The 15,035-nt window shown below is 60.8% G+C and carries 13 protein-coding genes; 7 read left to right on the forward strand and 6 right to left on the reverse strand.

The features are described 5' to 3' along the window. The first annotated feature begins 95 nt into the window (after nucleotides 1-95). On the forward strand, nucleotides 96-848 hold the full coding sequence (locus ACUN0G_RS24380) for a hypothetical protein (protein ID WP_445574489.1): 753 nt from the start codon (nucleotides 96-98) through the stop codon (nucleotides 846-848). Nucleotides 849-920: 72 nt separating this feature from the next. On the opposite strand, the gene ACUN0G_RS24385 is transcribed toward ACUN0G_RS24380, so the two are convergent. The 3 genes from ACUN0G_RS24385 to ACUN0G_RS24395 form a co-directional block, all read right to left on the reverse strand. Next, complete coding sequence (locus ACUN0G_RS24385) at nucleotides 921-4,391, reverse strand: hypothetical protein (RefSeq protein WP_445574490.1); 3,471 nt, start codon at nucleotides 4,389-4,391, stop codon at nucleotides 921-923. 177 nt (nucleotides 4,392-4,568) lie between these two features. Then, nucleotides 4,569-5,129 (reverse strand): hypothetical protein, encoded by a 561-nt coding sequence (locus ACUN0G_RS24390; protein WP_445574491.1) that lies wholly within the window; start codon nucleotides 5,127-5,129, stop codon nucleotides 4,569-4,571. Further along, nucleotides 5,126-6,040, reverse strand: coding sequence for an NAD synthetase (locus tag ACUN0G_RS24395; protein ID WP_445574492.1), 915 nt, complete (start codon nucleotides 6,038-6,040; stop codon nucleotides 5,126-5,128). Before ACUN0G_RS24395 ends, ACUN0G_RS24390 begins: the two co-directional genes overlap by 4 nt. Before the next feature lie 187 nt (nucleotides 6,041-6,227). On the opposite strand from ACUN0G_RS24395, the gene ACUN0G_RS24400 reads away from it, so the two are divergent. After that, nucleotides 6,228-6,716 carry an Hcp family type VI secretion system effector gene (locus tag ACUN0G_RS24400; RefSeq protein ID WP_445574493.1) on the forward strand — a complete coding sequence of 163 codons (489 nt, stop codon included), beginning with the start codon at nucleotides 6,228-6,230 and terminating at the stop codon, nucleotides 6,714-6,716. Between the two features lie 249 nt (nucleotides 6,717-6,965). On the opposite strand, the gene ACUN0G_RS24405 is transcribed toward ACUN0G_RS24400, so the two are convergent. After that, on the reverse strand, nucleotides 6,966-8,171 hold the full coding sequence (locus ACUN0G_RS24405) for a DUF1835 domain-containing protein (RefSeq protein ID WP_445574494.1): 1,206 nt from the start codon (nucleotides 8,169-8,171) through the stop codon (nucleotides 6,966-6,968). A 192-nt stretch (nucleotides 8,172-8,363) separates the two neighbouring features. Here ACUN0G_RS24405 and ACUN0G_RS24410 point away from each other — a divergent pair, with 192 nt between their 5' ends. From ACUN0G_RS24410 to ACUN0G_RS24420, 3 genes are all read left to right on the forward strand, one after another. Next, nucleotides 8,364-8,828, forward strand: a complete 465-nt coding sequence (locus ACUN0G_RS24410) for a metallophosphoesterase family protein (protein ID WP_093208161.1) — start codon at nucleotides 8,364-8,366, stop codon at nucleotides 8,826-8,828. Between the two features lie 111 nt (nucleotides 8,829-8,939). Next, nucleotides 8,940-9,617, forward strand: coding sequence for an ABC transporter ATP-binding protein (locus ACUN0G_RS24415; RefSeq protein ID WP_445574495.1), 678 nt, complete (start codon nucleotides 8,940-8,942; stop codon nucleotides 9,615-9,617). After that, nucleotides 9,614-10,408: an ABC transporter permease gene (locus ACUN0G_RS24420; protein ID WP_421525971.1), complete on the forward strand. Its 795-nt coding sequence runs from the start codon at nucleotides 9,614-9,616 to the stop codon at nucleotides 10,406-10,408. The genes ACUN0G_RS24415 and ACUN0G_RS24420 overlap by 4 nt, the downstream gene beginning before the upstream one ends. Nucleotides 10,409-11,269: 861 nt before the next feature. Here the strand turns inward: ACUN0G_RS24420 and ACUN0G_RS24425 are convergent. Together ACUN0G_RS24425 and ACUN0G_RS24430 are read right to left on the reverse strand one after the other, a co-directional pair. Then, a complete protein-coding gene (locus ACUN0G_RS24425) occupies nucleotides 11,270-12,316 on the reverse strand; it encodes an L-idonate 5-dehydrogenase (RefSeq protein ID WP_445574496.1) in 1,047 nt (348 codons plus the stop codon). Nucleotides 12,317-12,329: 13 nt separating this feature from the next. Beyond that, the gene (locus ACUN0G_RS24430; RefSeq protein ID WP_445574497.1) at nucleotides 12,330-13,103 is read right to left on the reverse strand and encodes a glucose 1-dehydrogenase; all 774 of its coding nucleotides are present in this window, start codon (nucleotides 13,101-13,103) and stop codon (nucleotides 12,330-12,332) included. 190 nt (nucleotides 13,104-13,293) lie between these two features. On the opposite strand from ACUN0G_RS24430, the gene ACUN0G_RS24435 reads away from it, so the two are divergent. Both ACUN0G_RS24435 and ACUN0G_RS24440 read left to right on the forward strand, forming a co-directional pair. After that, nucleotides 13,294-14,166 carry a LysR family transcriptional regulator gene (locus ACUN0G_RS24435; protein ID WP_258346790.1) on the forward strand — a complete coding sequence of 291 codons (873 nt, stop codon included), beginning with the start codon at nucleotides 13,294-13,296 and terminating at the stop codon, nucleotides 14,164-14,166. Between the two features lie 124 nt (nucleotides 14,167-14,290). Continuing rightward, on the forward strand, nucleotides 14,291-14,911 hold the full coding sequence (locus ACUN0G_RS24440) for a glutathione S-transferase family protein (protein ID WP_445574498.1): 621 nt from the start codon (nucleotides 14,291-14,293) through the stop codon (nucleotides 14,909-14,911). Nucleotides 14,912-15,035: the final 124 nt, after the last annotated feature.

The raw sequence follows: 15,035 nt of genomic DNA on the forward strand, positions 1-15,035 counted from the left end.
GCCGACCGCTGCGCCACAGAGCAACAGTCTGCCGCTACTCCGTCTTCCGACGGCATGCAGGGCAGGTATGTCGAACAGACCAGGAAAATTCAATCATGACGCTAACCCATTCATTCAGTACGCCTCACACACAGCACTCGTATCTCAACGGTCACTCCCAGCACGCGCATCGCCCCTCTGGCAACGCCTATGCCCGGCATTCAGACGCGGCCCTGGCCCTGGCGTTTGACAAGAACTTCGATGCCTTCAGGCCGTCGGGTTCAAGCAATGCGACACAAGGAAAAATACGTGAGGTTGCCGAGCGGCCACTAACGGGATACCCGCAACGGGATAACCTGACGATGCTGGCCAGGGAAGTACTCAAGCGCGATAACGTGATGAGTGAGCTGGACTCGGTGGACCACGGCGGTCATCGGGACGGCATTATTGGCCGGTATAATCCTAAGAACGCGGCCAACAAGTTATCGGACTGCCCGCCGCCGGACCCTTGCTACTCGAAACCCTGCCGCCCGCAACCTGGCAGGCCAAAGCCATGCGGTTCTTCGCCGTTCAATATTTATAGCAGTATGTCGGACTCCAGCGTGGCGCTGGCGTTTGGCAATAACTACAAGGAGTTCGGCAACCCGCAAAGAAATGGTGTGGCAGACCTTGGGCAGATCTTCAAAATGGCGGGGCGCGAGATGAGCGGCAACTGGGCGCAGGACAACATGACGTTGCTTGCCCGGGAAATCGTCAAGCGGCCTCATGTGAGCCACGCACTGGATTCCATCGATGACAACGGCAGGCAGGACGGCATTATCGGTTATCGCAATGCACAGCTGTCATCCGCTCACCTGGCGCGCCGCTAAGCACACCACCCTGATCCTGAACCCTGTGGGGACCGGTCGGCCACACAGGGTTTCTACGGGGTGCCGGGGCACTCAGGGCTTGTCTACATCGTGATACTCACCGCCATATCCATCCCCCACCCGCCAAATGATGTCGTGGTTTTCATTGGTCCATTCCGACGGTTTCAGCGAGTACTTGTAGTCCTCTGAGTTACGGTTATTTCCGTCGCCGATAAAGTCCGGATGGTCCCGCCGATGGTCGCCACCACGAATACTCGAGCGGGCATCCCACTCTTCCTTGCGGAAATCAAAAATACTCTGGTCCTGCGGCGCATCCCGCTGGCCCCAGTCGGACAGGTAGGTCTGCAACCACACATACGCTTCATCCCCGTTGGGCTTGAGCAACCCGTCCTGCTTGAAGTCCTGGATCTGGTTCCAGTTCTGCATCGAGATCTTGTGCAGTTTGTGGGACTGCACCGTGCTCAGGATCGCCCCGACAAACGACAACGCGCCGGAGATCAAAAAGCCCACCGGCCCCAGGAACGGAATGATCCGCCCGGTTACCCCCAGGGTGGTGAGTACGCCGCCGCCAGCCGCCACCAGGCTGCTGACGCCACCGGCCATGGACAGTGAGCCGGAGGCGATTTTTACCGGGTCTTTCTCACGCACACCGTCACGCAAGGTAAACGCCGCCTGGACCACACTGATCACGCCGCCCGCCACGTCGGTGGCCATGCCGATTACCTTGATCGCGCTGCTGGCGAACTTCGCGCCAAAGCCTGCACCGGCCACGCCACCGCGGCTGGCGATGCCTTTTTCGATGCCTTCCTGGACCTTCTTCGCGCCTTCGTCGCTCCAGCCGCCGCTGTTGAGGGCCTTGCCCACGTCCTTGCCGTCGTCCATGGCCTGGTCGACGATCTCGAAGTACTTCTTCTGCACCGCCTCGGCATCCTTGGGCAGCGCGTGGTAACCCTCGCCGGGCTTGGCCCACAGGTCGGGCAGGGAACGGTCGAAGCCCATCAGTTTGTAGGCGTTGGTGCCGCGCAACTTGTCATAGACCTTCAAGCCCAGCGTGGCGAAGTGTGAGCCGGTGCCGAGGAAGCCGAGGAAGTCGTTGGCGATGCCCAGGCGCTTCATCGGCGTGTCGGCGAGCTTGCCGCCCTGGCCTGCGAGTTGGTAGACGATCCGGCCCATCCCGATCGCGCCGCCCACCGAGCCGAGTACGCCGTTGTCCTTGAGGAAGTTGAGGTTCTTCACGAAGGCACTGCGGTTCTCTTCGCTGAGGCCCGGCATGATCTCCTTGCTCACCGCCTTGTCGATGTCGCTGAAGCTGATCACGCCGTTTTTCTGCCAGGTATCGCCGAGGGAAATCATCGCCTTGCCGAAGTCGGCGGCGGCGTTTTTGTCCTTGAGCAACTGGTCGACGAACTTCGAATACACCCCCAGCGCCTGGCGCGGCAGCCCGTCGGCGCCGCCCTTGAGCATCGACAGGATCGCCATCGTGTTGTCGGTGGTGGCCAGGGCGGTGTTGTCGTCGGAGATTTTGGTCGGGTCGTCCATCAGCTTTTCAACGGCGTCGGTGTAGCCGTCGATCTGCAGGTTTTGCAGGAAGTTGTCGGCCTTGGCCGGGTCGATATCGGCCAGGGCGGTGTAGGCGGTCTGGATTTCCTGGGCGGCCAGTTCGGTCTTGCCGCTGTCTTGCAGGGACTTGATGTATTGGGTGAAGTTCTCCGAGGAGGTGCTGTCGATCAGTTTCTGCCGGGTCTCGTCGACCTTGGCCTGGCCGCCGTCGACCTTACCCAGGGCCGCGTCGTGGTTGGCCTTGATGTCGTGCTGAATGGTCGAGTTGCCGAGCAGGTCGTTGAGAGTCAGGTCGATGGCCTTGGTGTCGAAGATGTTGTCGCGCACGTCCCGCGAGGTCACGTCGATGGGCGTGGTGGCGATGCCCTGATTGCCGAACCCGTGCTCGGGAATGATCGACATGCCATTGTCGACCATGCTTCGGGCTTCCACCGCCCGCAGGAACTTGGCGCGTGGGTCGTCCTTGCCGATGCTGCCGTCCTTGACCCCGGCGCGGTAGCTGTCCACCAGGGTTTTCATCGACAGGTCCTGCACCGACAGCGGGTTGCCGCTTTCGTCTTTCTCGGTGGTGGTCAGGTTGTCGACGGACACATCCTTGAGGGGCGGCAGGCCGTTGTCGGTGCGCAGCTTGTCGACGTCGGTGGTCTGCGCGGCGATGTCGCTGCGGTAGCTGGAAATCTGCTCGAACAGCTGTGGGTTGCTGTCTTCCGACACCACGATTTTCTCTTCGCTGCCCCCCGGCTTGTGCTGAGTGAAGGCGATCAGGCCCGGGCCATAATCACCGGCGCCGCCGACGCTCATGATGTCTTCGGTGGAGGGCAGGTACGCGTCCGGGCCGGCGAGGGTGTAGCCGTCGCCCTTGGCCTTTTCGATGCCGGCCAGGGTTTGGCCCTGGGTGGTGTAGGCGGCGAAGGCTTCGGGGGTGATGTCCTTGGACACCACCAGCAATTTGCCGTCGGCCTGGTTGACCACGAGAATGCCGTCTATGGGCGTGTCGACCTTGCTGATGTCCCCCAGCTTCAGGCTGGCTTCGTCCTTGCGCAGCAGTGCCTGGCCGGGCAGGGACTGGGCGTTTTTGATGTAGTCGAAGGCCTGCGAGCCCTCGCTGGCGTGCACGGCGTGGAGGAAGTTGTAGAACGGCCCGCCGGAATTGGGGTTGGGGTTACTGAGATCGGCGCCGGGTTGCGGCAGGTCGGCTTCGGATTTGCTGATCATGTACTTGTGGCCCTGGTGTTCGAACAGAATCACCCCGGCGCTGTTGTCTTCGGACACCACCTTCAACTGACTGAAATCGAGGTCTTCCGGCAGGCTGGTGACGGCTTCATAACCCTTGGTCTTGCCGTCATTGAGCGCCTCCTTGGTCACCCCGGCCTGGGTGTAGGTGCTGAAGGCCTGGGGCGTGAGCAATTCGGAGATGACCAGGGTCTGGCCGTTTTCCAGGGTCACTTTGAGGACGCCGTCTTCGGCCTTGCCCACGGATTTGATATTGGCCAGGCGTACGCCGTCGCCGTCCTCGCGCAGCAGTTGCTGGTCGGGGTTCTTCAGGCTTTCGACGATGACCTTGCCGGCCGGGGTGCCCTGGGTTTCGGCCAGGGTCTGGAGGAAGGTGTACAGCGGCGTGCCTTCGTCGGGCCCGCCCTGGTTGACGGGGGCCACGGCATGGCCGAAGCGCAGGTTTTTCAGCACGTCGAACCCGTCCTGGGCGTTCGCCGCACCCTCGGCACTGATCTTGTATTTGACGCCGTCCTGTTCGAAGTAGATCACCCCGGCGTCTTTGTCCTGGGAGATGACCTTGAGCTTGTCGATGTCGAGCTTGGCCGGGAGGGCGGTGACTTCCTTGTAGTCCTCGGGCTTAAGGGTCTTGTCGCCCGGCCCGGTGCTGGCAAGGATTTTGGCTTTGTTCAGGACGGCGTCGAAAACCCGCTGGGGAGCGTTGGGTTGATCGACGCGGGGGGAGGCGGATTTTTCGGGACGGGTGATCATTGGTTCAGTCCATGTGAGGGGCGCACGAGGACTCGATACTAGGGGCTGCAAGTGGGTAAAAGCGGGTTTGTTGGCAACAAGTCACAAGCTTTCACGGGTGTGAATTCGCGGAAATGTCCTCGACGCCTCCCAGCGTCTCCATCGCAGTGGGCAATGCATCCCGACATCAGGTCCAGGTCACCACCACTTCCATTTTCCCTGTTCTTTAAGCGTCGCGATGATGGCTTCGCGTTTGTGCCGGATCTCAAGCATTTTCTGGCGCATTTCCCGGCAGCGGTTGCTGTTGAGGATCAGCAAGCCCACCAGTGGGCCAAGAAGGGCCATGGAGTAGAGGTAGGTGTTGGGGCGGTAGGTGATGGCAGGGAGCGATATCAGCAGGCAGATAAGATAAACCCCTATATGTATCCAGACCCAATGAGTTCGCCCGGCCAACACCTGCGCCTTGGCGAGAGAAAACACCACGCTCAACGCCAACGCTCCGAAAAAAACGCTTTTGGTGACCACGTCTATTTGGAGTCCGGAGAGATAACTTACTGCCACCAAGAGAGCGGCCATCGCAATCGAAAAACAACCAGCAAGAAGATCTCCTCCTATGACCGGCATGTAACGCTTTAGCAGGGGGCGCGGGTCTTCAATATAAAAAGCCGAGTAATAAAGATCTTTCCCGCTCATTGTTTTCCAGTTTTTTAAGTCGCCACTCAGGTTGTCCAGGGGGGCTGTCTTTTTATGCTTGTTCACTGGCTCACCTCTTCATAGATACCAATAGCCAGTGTCTTGACGTTTCCTGACATGGCGCTGCTGGTGAAACCCAGCGTTGCTGCCAAGGCATCTCTGATGTGGTTGGTGGTCGCTTTCTGCATTTGTGTTGCACTGATGCGCTTGGTGGCCGCACCGGAAGCCTGTTTTAACTTGAGTAGCTTCGGTGTCAGGCGCGGGTCCCTGATCTTGAGCAGCTCATCATTCAGCTTCGCTCGTTCTTGACGGTTAAGTCCTCTCAGCACTTGTCGTAAGGGCTTGCCGGTTACTTTTGTGGTCGTATTGATCGCTTTTATCGTGGTCAACGTTGAGGTCGCGATGCCCAGCAAGGCAACGCTGTCCAATAAAACCATTACGGCCCGATACCAGGCTTCGTTGTCCAGGTAGTCATAAGCTGCAGGAAGCGCAACTTCAAATCCAGTTCGAAGCACTCCCGCAACGCACTGCGCGATACTCGCTGTTGCAGCCGCTTTCCCAATAAACGTAATCACCGCACTGGTCCCGGCCGTAAATGGCATCAGCGCAATCCCACTTGAAATCACCACCCAGCTCAGTATCGCCCCCGTGCACGTCACTGCAGTATTCAACGCTTCGGCCACCCGTTTCGACTCCCGAGGTTCGTGGGCCAGCATCCGCTTGAACTCTGAAGGCCCCACATACCTGGGCGCCTCGCGCAACACCACCTTCTTGGGCACCACGCTGCAAATCGCCTGGAATTCGCGCAGGGTCACTACGTTGAACTGCTCATCGATGTACACCACGCCGGCGCCGATCAGCGCCGGATCGCTGTCGATGGCGAAGAACAACCGGTGCAGGTCGAGGCTGCTTTCAATCCGTTGGCGGGTGGTGAGATGGGCTGAAGGGAATCCGTCTTTCAGCAGGGAAGCAGCCATTCCTTAACTCCTGGAGTTTGCGAGAGCCGAGAGAGTAGAGAGGGCGTGGCGCACATGAATATAGGAGCGTTCGCTTTTTCAAGACAGGCACTTCCCGATCCCGCTTGGGCGTCTTGTGAGCACCACGCCGCATAAGGAAGAGTGCGCCCCTCGCCACTACCGGCGAAAACCAACACAGGGAGTAAGCATGGCCACTGATATGTTTTTGAAACTGGGCGATATCAAGGGTGAGTCGCGGGACCAGAGCCATCGCGACGAGATCGATATCGCCAGCTGGGCATGGGGTTTGTCCCAGGAGGGTTCCATGCATACCGGCACGGGTGGTGGGGCGGGGAAGGTCAGCATTGCCAACCTGAATCTCAAGAAAGCGCTGGATAAATCCAGCCCCAATCTGATGATGGCATGTGCCAGTGGCAAGCATTATCCGGAGGCGCGTCTGGTGGTGCGCAAGGCGGGCGGCCCAAGCGCAGTGGAGTATTTGATCATCACCTTGAAGGAGGTGCTGGTGTGCGGCTACGACATCCGTACTGAAGATGACAGTGAACAACTTCAGGAAAACATCGCCCTGAATTTTGCTAGCGTGGAAGTCAGCTACCAGGCGCAAAAGGCCGACGGTGCCAAGGAAGGCGGCCCGGTGAAGTTTGGTTGGAACATCCGGCAGAACGTCAAGATTTGAGGGGTGAAGCAGGCATGAACTGCTATAGGTCAGGACGACCCTCTATTTTCCTCGGACCTTGTGCTATTGGGATGAACACAATCGCGCGCAGTCGTCGACGAGACTCTCAAAAAAACGCCGGGATCCGTGAGCAAGCGTGGGAAGTACCGATTGTTTCAGCCTGACCTTGCGCGCCCTACTGGATATCTTGACCGAGCGCTTTAGTCACGCAACAGGCCAGCTACTGCGCGACATACGTAGCTCTGTATTTTAGCTGCGCCAGAGAGGAACGAGACCCTCGTCAATCACCCAGTGAGGTTGGCCGGGCTGGATACAGACGCCACCGAGCCAGCGTTCCTGGCTGGCATGGTCCGGCCAGTAAGCCTTGCCGTTCAGAACCTGACGACCCAACGCAGTCAACGCCAACAAACGTTGAGGCCACGGCAGTTGAGTCTCGGACTCGATCAACAGCGGATTGTCGCCATCAATCAATGGCCGCATCAGCGCATGGAACATCATGTCCCCCAGGTACGGCAGCGGTTCGCGCTTGCCCATCAACTCGGCAAACACCCGGCCAAACGGCACAGGCCCGGCCTCATCCACGTAGTGCAGGGCCAGGCGCTCGGTCAGTGACAAACCGTCCCGCACACCCGGTAACTCCTGCAATTGCCGACGCAACGCCGGGGCCAGCAAGGGCAGGGCTGTATGGTTGCTCCGGGCCAGTTCCGCCAGCTTGACCGGCGAACTGTCGCAGTACGCCAGCCAGGCCTGCCGCGCCAGCTTCAGCATGTCCTCATCGACCCGCCGACGCTGTGGCCACAGCCACGCCAATACTTCAGGCGCCAGTTGGCCAATGCCGATAAAGCGTTGCACGCCGGGGATGCGGTCGACCTCGATCAGCTCGAGCTTTTCAGGCAAACGCTCAAGCCCGGCCAGCGCCCGAATCAGGAACAATTGGTCGTAAGCATCCGCCTCACACCACAACACGCTATGACCGGCGCCGCCCAGTTGTTCCAGATGCTTGTATTCGTCTGCATGTCGGCGGGACACTTCGGCCTCGTCCATTGCAAATACCTGGCTGATATAGCGGCTGCGGACGGCCAGGTATTGCTCGGCTGGCAAATCCTGGACCGGGCCCATGCACAGCGGATCAATCAGCATCCGAAAGTGGCCCTTGAAACCCGCCACGCCCAGGCTGTGGGCAATGTCACTGCCGCAGCGCCAGTGGGTGGTGCGGGCTTCATCGCTGGCTTCGAAACCCGGGTGGCGGGCGGCAAAGTCCACTGCATCGACGTGCGCTTTAAGCTTGGGCCAGCTGGGAAAACCGAGTTCCTTGGCGATCAGCCATTGAGCCTCGGATAAGGTGGGAGTAACGACGGCATCGGCGCATTTCAGGCGGCGCAACAGCTCCTTGGCGCGCTTGCGTTGCTGCTCAAGGTTGATACGGCCGTTAGTGGACGAGAATGCTTGCGACATACGATCTCCTTGCACAAACCTTGTCCGCTTTAAGGTTGGGAGTCGTAGAAATGTGATATTCAGTCAAGGTCTTGGGCGCAGCCCTTTCCGCGGAGGGTGGCGTAGATGGCGCCAGGCGGGAAATATAGGCAGTGCAATGATTGATTGCAAGCCGCCCGGCGTTGAGCGCCGGTGTGTGCACAGGAGACGTTCATGAAAGTTGGTGTGATTTCCGATACCCACGGCTTGCTCCGCGCCGAGGCCCTGGCGGCCCTGGAAGGCTGCGAGCAGATTGTTCACGCCGGGGATATTGGCAGCCCGGAAATTCTTGAGCTGCTGGCCTCGATTGCGCCGTTACACGTGGTGCGCGGCAATAACGACCTGGATGCCGCCTGGGCAGAGCACCTGGCGGACCGCCTGGATTTCGAGCTGAATGGCTGGCGGGCGCTGCTGGTGCATGACATCGCCGATGTGCCGAAGGCGCTGGACCCGGGCATCCGGCTGGTGATTACCGGACACTCTCACAAGCCACTGATTGAGTGGCGCGGCGACCGGCTTTTTCTCAACCCCGGCAGTGCAGGGCGGCGCCGCTTCAAATTGCCGGTGACCCTGGCGCTGCTTGAGGTGCAGGAGAAATCCCTCAAGCCGCGGCTGGTGTCGCTTGAGCCCAAGCGCTGAAGCATTTGTGGCGAGGGGGCTTGTTGTGGCGAGGGAGCAAGCTCCCTCGCCACGGGGGACGTGCCCTGTCTTACCATTGCGTCTAAATCAGGAACAGGGATCATCAAGTCCATGAGCGTATTAGTAGAAACCCGGGCGCTCACGCGTATGGACGAGCGCCGTCAGCTTCAACTGCTGCAGCCCACGAACTTCCAACTGCACCCTGCCGATCGCATCTCTATTACCGGCTCATCCGGCTCCGGCAAAAGCGTATTCCTGCGGGCACTTGCCTTGCTCGACGCGCCCAGCTCAGGGGAAATCCTCTGGCACGGCCAACCCATCGCCAACGCGCAAATCCCGCAGTACCGCAGCCGTATCAGCTATCTCTCCCAGCGCCCGGCGCTGATCGAAGGCTCGGTGGAAGACAACCTGCGTTTCCCCTACAGCCTCAAGGCCTTGCACCACCTCAGTTTCGATGCGGAGGCCGTCAAGGCACTGCTGGCCCACGCGGGGAAAGAATCGGGCTTCCTGGCAAAAAACGCCGGGGACTTGTCCGGCGGTGAGTCCCAGGTGGTTTCGCTGATCCGTACCCTGCAACTCAATCCCGATGTGTTGCTGCTGGACGAACCCACCGCCGCTCTCGACCCGGCGTCATCCCGGGAAGTCGAGGCGCTGATCAACGCCTGGGTCGAAGCGGATCACGACCACGCCTATATCTGGGTGTCCCACGACCTTGAGCAGGCACAACGCATGAGCACCACCCGCCTGCATATGGACGCCGGCGTGCTGACGGGGGGCGTGCAGCCATGAATTATCACGACCTCACGGCACTGGACATGGCCATCGCCGCCTCGCTGATCCTGATCAACGGCGCGCTGTCACTGCTGTTGCGTTTGGGCCTGGAACGTCAGCTGTTCTGGGCTGCCGTACGCACGGTGGTGCAGTTGCTGGCGATTGGTTACCTGTTGGGCTGGGTGTTCGAGTTCGCCTACTGGTACGTGGTGTTGCCGCTGATGTGCCTGATGACCCTGATCGCCGGGCTCTCGGCCGCCGGGCGCGGCAAGCGGACCTATGCCGGCCAGCGGGCCGACAGCATTGTGTCGGTGTGGGGCAGTTCGTGGTTGGTGACGGCTATCGGCTTGTTCGCGATCATCCGGATTCACCCGTGGTACGAGCCGCAGTATGCGATTCCGATCCTCGGGATGATTCTTGGTAATACCCTCACTGGTGTGTCTCTGGGGATTGAGCGCATGACCCAGGAGCTGACCTCGGGGCGCAACACCATCGAGATGGTCCTGGCCCTGGGTGGTTCACGCTGGGAGGCGGCGCAGGATGCGATTCGCCAGGCGGTCAGGGCGGGGATGATTCCGACGTTGAACCAGATGACGGTGGTGGGGATAGTCAGCTTGCCGGGGATGATGACGGGTCAGGTGCTGGCGGGAGAAAGCCCGGTGGACGCGGTGCGTTATCAGATCGTGATTATGTTTTTGATCGCTGCGGCGTCGGCGCTGGGCACGGTAGGTGCGGTGTTGCTTACCTACCGGCGGTTGTTTTCTCCGGGGCATCGGTTTTTGCGCTACCGGCTTGAAGAGCGGGTGTGACCCTGAGGGGGGTAGGTATTTTTGTTGGCTCTACTGTGTACATATCCGTTGCTGCGGTAACGGCGGCTTATGGTTCCGCTCTTACAGCGGCTCACTTTGGAAAAGCCCCAAAGTAAGCAAAGGGCTCTGCCCCGCCTGTCGGCACCTCGCCTAGGCTCGGTGTTCCCTCACTCCGGCATTGCTCCGCGGGCCGCCGCGACGGGCCATCCATGGCCCGGCGCGGCTAAACCGGCGTCCTGCCGGTTTACCCGCTCCGCAATACCTGCGTTCGGCCTCGGGCTTATTGGGGCAGTCAGATCAAAATCAAAAGCAAAAGCACAGCGGCCTCCCGGCCGGCTTGAGTGTTAAAAGCAAAAGCAAAAACCAGAGCGAAAGCCAAATCTGAAGCTGATGCAGCTCTGCTTTTCTGTGGGAGCTGGCTTGCCTGCGATGCAGACAACTCGGTCTTTCAAATACACCGAGGCGATGCCATCGCAGGCAAGCCAGCTCCCACATTTGACCGTGCCCGCTTTTGATTTGGCTTGTGCCTTTGCTTTACCACACTCAAGCCGGCCGGTAGGCCGCTGTGCTCTTGATCTGCTTTTGATCTTGATCTTAGGCGCCCCGTTAAACCACGCTGGCCGAACGCAGGCTTTGGAGCGTGGGTAACCTGGCAGGACGCCAGGTTAGCCGTCCTGGGCCAAGGATGGCCCATGACGGCGGCCCACGGTCCAAAGCCGGAGTGAGGGCACTCCGAGCCTAGGCGAGGAGCCGAGTGGTGGGGCAAGAGCGTTTTGCTTACTTTTGCGCTCTTCAAAAGTGAGCCGCTGTAAGAGCGGAACCCTAGGCGGCCGTTACCCAAATAACGGATATACACCCGGTTCAATCACCCACACCGAAATCCAGCATCACCTTCATCGCCCGGCTCTTGTCCGCCGCCAGTTCAAACGCCTCCACCGCCTCGCTGAACGGCACGGTGTGGGAGATCACCGGACGCACATCAATCACCTGGCGATTCAGCAAATCCACCGCCTGAGCAAACTCCGAGTGGAAGCGGAAGGTACCCCGCAAGTCGATCTCACGGCTCACCAGCATATTCAGCGGCAGCGAAACTTCACCGCCCAAACCGACCGTCACCAGCACGCTGCGCGGGGCCATGCACTCCAGGCCGTTGCGCAGGGCCTGGGCGCTGCCGGAGACTTCGAACATCACGTCGAAGTAGCCTTTTTCGGCGGTATAGCGCTTCAACGCGTCGGCGTCTTCCGCCAGGTTATGGGTACGGCTGGCGCCCATTTTCTCGGCGCAGGCCAACGGCCCGGCGGCCAAGTCCACGGCGACGATTTCTCCCGCACCCGCTGCCCGCAGGCTGCCGATCAACAGGTTGCCGATAGGGCCGCAGCCGGTCACCAGCACCCGCTTGCCGAAGATCGCTCCGGCGCGCTGGATTGCATGCAAACCCACAGACAAGGGTTCAGCCATCGCACCTTCGGCAAGGCTGACATGATCGGCCAACAGGTGCGCCTGGTGCGTCTCGATCACCAGGGACTGTTGAAACGCGCCTTGCATGTGGGGGAAGGGCATCGCACTGCCGTAAAAGCGCATGTTCAGGCAATGGTTCGGCAGCCCTTGATGGCAATAACGGCAACCCCCGCAAGGCCGCGATGGCGAGACCGACAAACGTTGGCCCACTTTGAACGGCCCGTCCTCACGGCCCACGGCATCAATCACCGCCGACACTTCATGGCCCAGCACCATCGGCTCGCGCAGCCGCACAGTGCCGAAGCCGCCGTGCTGGTAGTAGTGCAGGTCCGAGCCGCAAATTCCGCCCCGGGCAATGCGCACCCGCAACTGGTCGGGGGCGAGCGCCACGGGTTCGGTTTGCGGTTCTACCCGCAGGTCTTTCGAGGCATGGCAGACAATCGCGTGCATGAAATTCTCCGGGTTACAGCGAGGCGGTGATGCCACCGTCCACGTACAGGATATGACCGTTAACGAAACTCGCCGCATCGCTGGCAAGGAACACGGCCGCGCCCGCCAGTTCGGCGACGTCACCCCAGCGCCGGCTCGGCGTGCGTTGCACCAGCCAGTCGCTGAACTCGGGGTTGGCCACCAGGTTGGCGTTCAGTTCGGTCTTGAAATAGCCGGGGCCGATGCCATTGACCGTCAGCCCGTGCGGGCCCCAATCGATGGCCATGCCTTTGGTGAGCATCTTCAGCGCGCCTTTGCTGGCGGCATACGGGGCGATGCCCGGGCGGCCCAGTTCGCTCTGTACCGAGCAGATATTGATGATGCGCCCACGCTTGCGCGGAATCATCGCGCGGGCCACGGCCTGGCCGACAAGGAAGGCGCTGTCGAGGTTGGTACTCATCAATTCGCGCCAGTGGGTTTCGCTGTAATCCTCAAGTGGTCCGCGCCGCTGCATGCCGGCGTTGTTCACGAGGATGTCCAGCGGGCCCAGGCGCTCTTCGATATCCGCCACGGCAGCCAGCACCGCCGCGCCGTCGGTGACGTCGAACGCTTGGGTGTGCACCTCCAGGCCTTCCGCCGCCAGCAACGCGGCACTGTCACGCAAGGTGCTGCGATTACGCCCGTTGAGCACCACCCGCGCGCCGGCCTGGGCCAGGCCACGGGCGATGGCCAGACCGATACCGGCGCTGGAGCCGGTGATCAAGGCCAGGCGGCCATCAAGGCGGAAGCTGTCTAAAACGCTTTGCATAGATCAATCTCCGGAGGCTGCGACAGGTGATCAACACTAACAATCCGAGTGCGAGGTGCCGTCCTTATTGTGATAGGCCAAACCCTGTCATATCGTGCATGACGAACCTAACTTCACCGCAGCCCGGGTTCAGCGTCCAATTTTCATTTGTGATCCCGTGATCAAAAACTGTGATAACCGGAGCCTCCTGATGGAACTCAAGCACCTGCGTGCCTTTGTCGTGCTCGCCCAGGAACTGCATTTCGGCCGGGCGGCCGCGCAGTTGTCGATCGTGCAACCGGCGCTGAGCATGCAGATCAAGCTGCTCGAAAGCGGCCTGGGCGTGCGGCTGCTCGACCGCAACCGGCACTCGGTGACGCTGACTGAAGCCGGGCGGGTGTTTCTCCCCGAGGCCCAGGCCACCCTGCACCAGGCCACTCGCGCCGCCGATGCCGCCCGTGCTTCAAGCCGTGGGGAAATTGGCCGGGTGCGCCTGGGATTTGTCTCGTCGGTGTTGCCGGAGTTGCTGCCGGGATTGATTCGCGCGGTGCATCAGCGCTACCCGCGAATCGAACTGGAACTCAAGGACATGCCTGGCCCCGATCAGGCGGCGGCGCTGAAAAACGGCCAGCTGGATTTCGGCCTGATGCGCTTGCCGGCGGCCTATCCCGGCGTGCAGACCCGCGCGGTGTTGCAGGAAAGTTTTGTGGTCGCCTTGCCCATCGATCATCCGTTGGCAGCACAGACAGCCATTCAGCCGGCTGACTTGCTCAAGGTACCGGTGTTTATCCTGGCCCGACGGTATGCCCCGGGGTTCTACGACGAGTTCGTCCAGGCGGTGGGTGTGTCCCTGGAAATCGCCTCTGAACTCGGCGAATTCACCACCATGCTGGCGCTGGTCTCGGCCGGTTTGGGCGTGGGGGTGTTGCCGCAGCAGGCGGCCCGGGCGTTGCCGGCCAATTGTGTATCCAGGCACCTGGAGTTGGGAGCGTTCCGGGCCAGGACCGGCTTGGCGTGGACCGAACTCGACAGCGCAGTGAAAACCACCGTGTTCAACCTGATCGGCGAGTTGTTTGGTGAATGATTGTTTCATCGGGTGAAATGCTGGATTGTAAAAACTGACTATTCTGCTACCTGCCGTAGCGGCGGAAGATAGCGCCATCGACACGATCACCGGGTCGAGTCCCTGGCACATCGCGGAGCCTGTCATGATCAAACTGTACCGTTACCCCTTGTCTGGCCATTCCCACCGGGTCGAGCTGATGCTGTCGCTGCTGGGCGTGCCCGCCGAGCTGGTGCTGGTGGACCTGAAGCAAGGCGCCCACAAAACCTCCGAGTTCCTGACCACCCTCAACAGCTTCGGCCAGGTGCCGGTGATCGATGACAACGGTGTGGTGCTGGCGGATTCCAACGCGATCCTGGTGTACCTCGCCGGTAAGTACGGCGACCCCCAGTGGCTGCCGACCGAGCCTTTGGCGTTGGCCCGTGTGCAGCGTTGGCTCTCGGCAGCGGCGGGGCCGCTGCACACCGGTCCGGCCGCGGCTCGATTGATCACCGTGTTCGGTGCCGCACTGGATGCTGAGGCGGCCATCACCCGCTCCCATGGGTTCCTCAACGTGGTGGAGCAACAGTTGCGGCAGAGCCGTTTTCTCACCGGTGACCTGCCGACGATTGCCGATATCGCGCACTACACCTACATCGCCCATGCGCCGGAAGGGAATGTCTCGTTGACCGACTATCCGCAGGTTCGCGCCTGGCTGGGCAGTATCGAGGCGCTGCCGGGTTTTGTGGGTATGCAACGCACCGCTGTGGGCCTGGCGAAGGCTTGAAGATTTTGTGGCGAGGGAGCTTGCTCCCGCTGGACCAGGCTGGCGCTCCAGTGCGCGGCGCTCCCAGCATTTTGGGGCCGCTACGCAGCCCAGCGGGAGCAAGCTCCCTCGCCACCACCGCTCC

This window comes from Pseudomonas sp. 32A (assembly GCF_052682255.1).

Excerpts from the sequence above, each read along its gene's own strand:
- ACUN0G_RS24430 (WP_445574497.1), bottom strand. The coding sequence starts at position 13,103 with ATGCAAAGCGTTTTAGACAGCTTCCGCCTTGATGGCCGCCTGGCCTTG.
- ACUN0G_RS24435 (WP_258346790.1), top strand. The coding sequence starts at position 13,294 with ATGGAACTCAAGCACCTGCGTGCCTTTGTCGTGCTCGCCCAGGAACTG.
- ACUN0G_RS24410 (WP_093208161.1), top strand. The coding sequence starts at position 8,364 with ATGAAAGTTGGTGTGATTTCCGATACCCACGGCTTGCTCCGCGCCGAG.
- ACUN0G_RS24415 (WP_445574495.1), top strand. The coding sequence starts at position 8,940 with ATGAGCGTATTAGTAGAAACCCGGGCGCTCACGCGTATGGACGAGCGC.
- ACUN0G_RS24440 (WP_445574498.1), top strand. The coding sequence starts at position 14,291 with ATGATCAAACTGTACCGTTACCCCTTGTCTGGCCATTCCCACCGGGTC.
- ACUN0G_RS24400 (WP_445574493.1), top strand. The coding sequence starts at position 6,228 with ATGGCCACTGATATGTTTTTGAAACTGGGCGATATCAAGGGTGAGTCG.
- ACUN0G_RS24385 (WP_445574490.1), bottom strand. The coding sequence starts at position 4,391 with ATGATCACCCGTCCCGAAAAATCCGCCTCCCCCCGCGTCGATCAACCC.
- ACUN0G_RS24405 (WP_445574494.1), bottom strand. The coding sequence starts at position 8,171 with ATGTCGCAAGCATTCTCGTCCACTAACGGCCGTATCAACCTTGAGCAG.
- ACUN0G_RS24420 (WP_421525971.1), top strand. The coding sequence starts at position 9,614 with ATGAATTATCACGACCTCACGGCACTGGACATGGCCATCGCCGCCTCG.
- ACUN0G_RS24395 (WP_445574492.1), bottom strand. The coding sequence starts at position 6,040 with ATGGCTGCTTCCCTGCTGAAAGACGGATTCCCTTCAGCCCATCTCACC.
- ACUN0G_RS24380 (WP_445574489.1), top strand. The coding sequence starts at position 96 with ATGACGCTAACCCATTCATTCAGTACGCCTCACACACAGCACTCGTAT.
- ACUN0G_RS24425 (WP_445574496.1), bottom strand. The coding sequence starts at position 12,316 with ATGCACGCGATTGTCTGCCATGCCTCGAAAGACCTGCGGGTAGAACCG.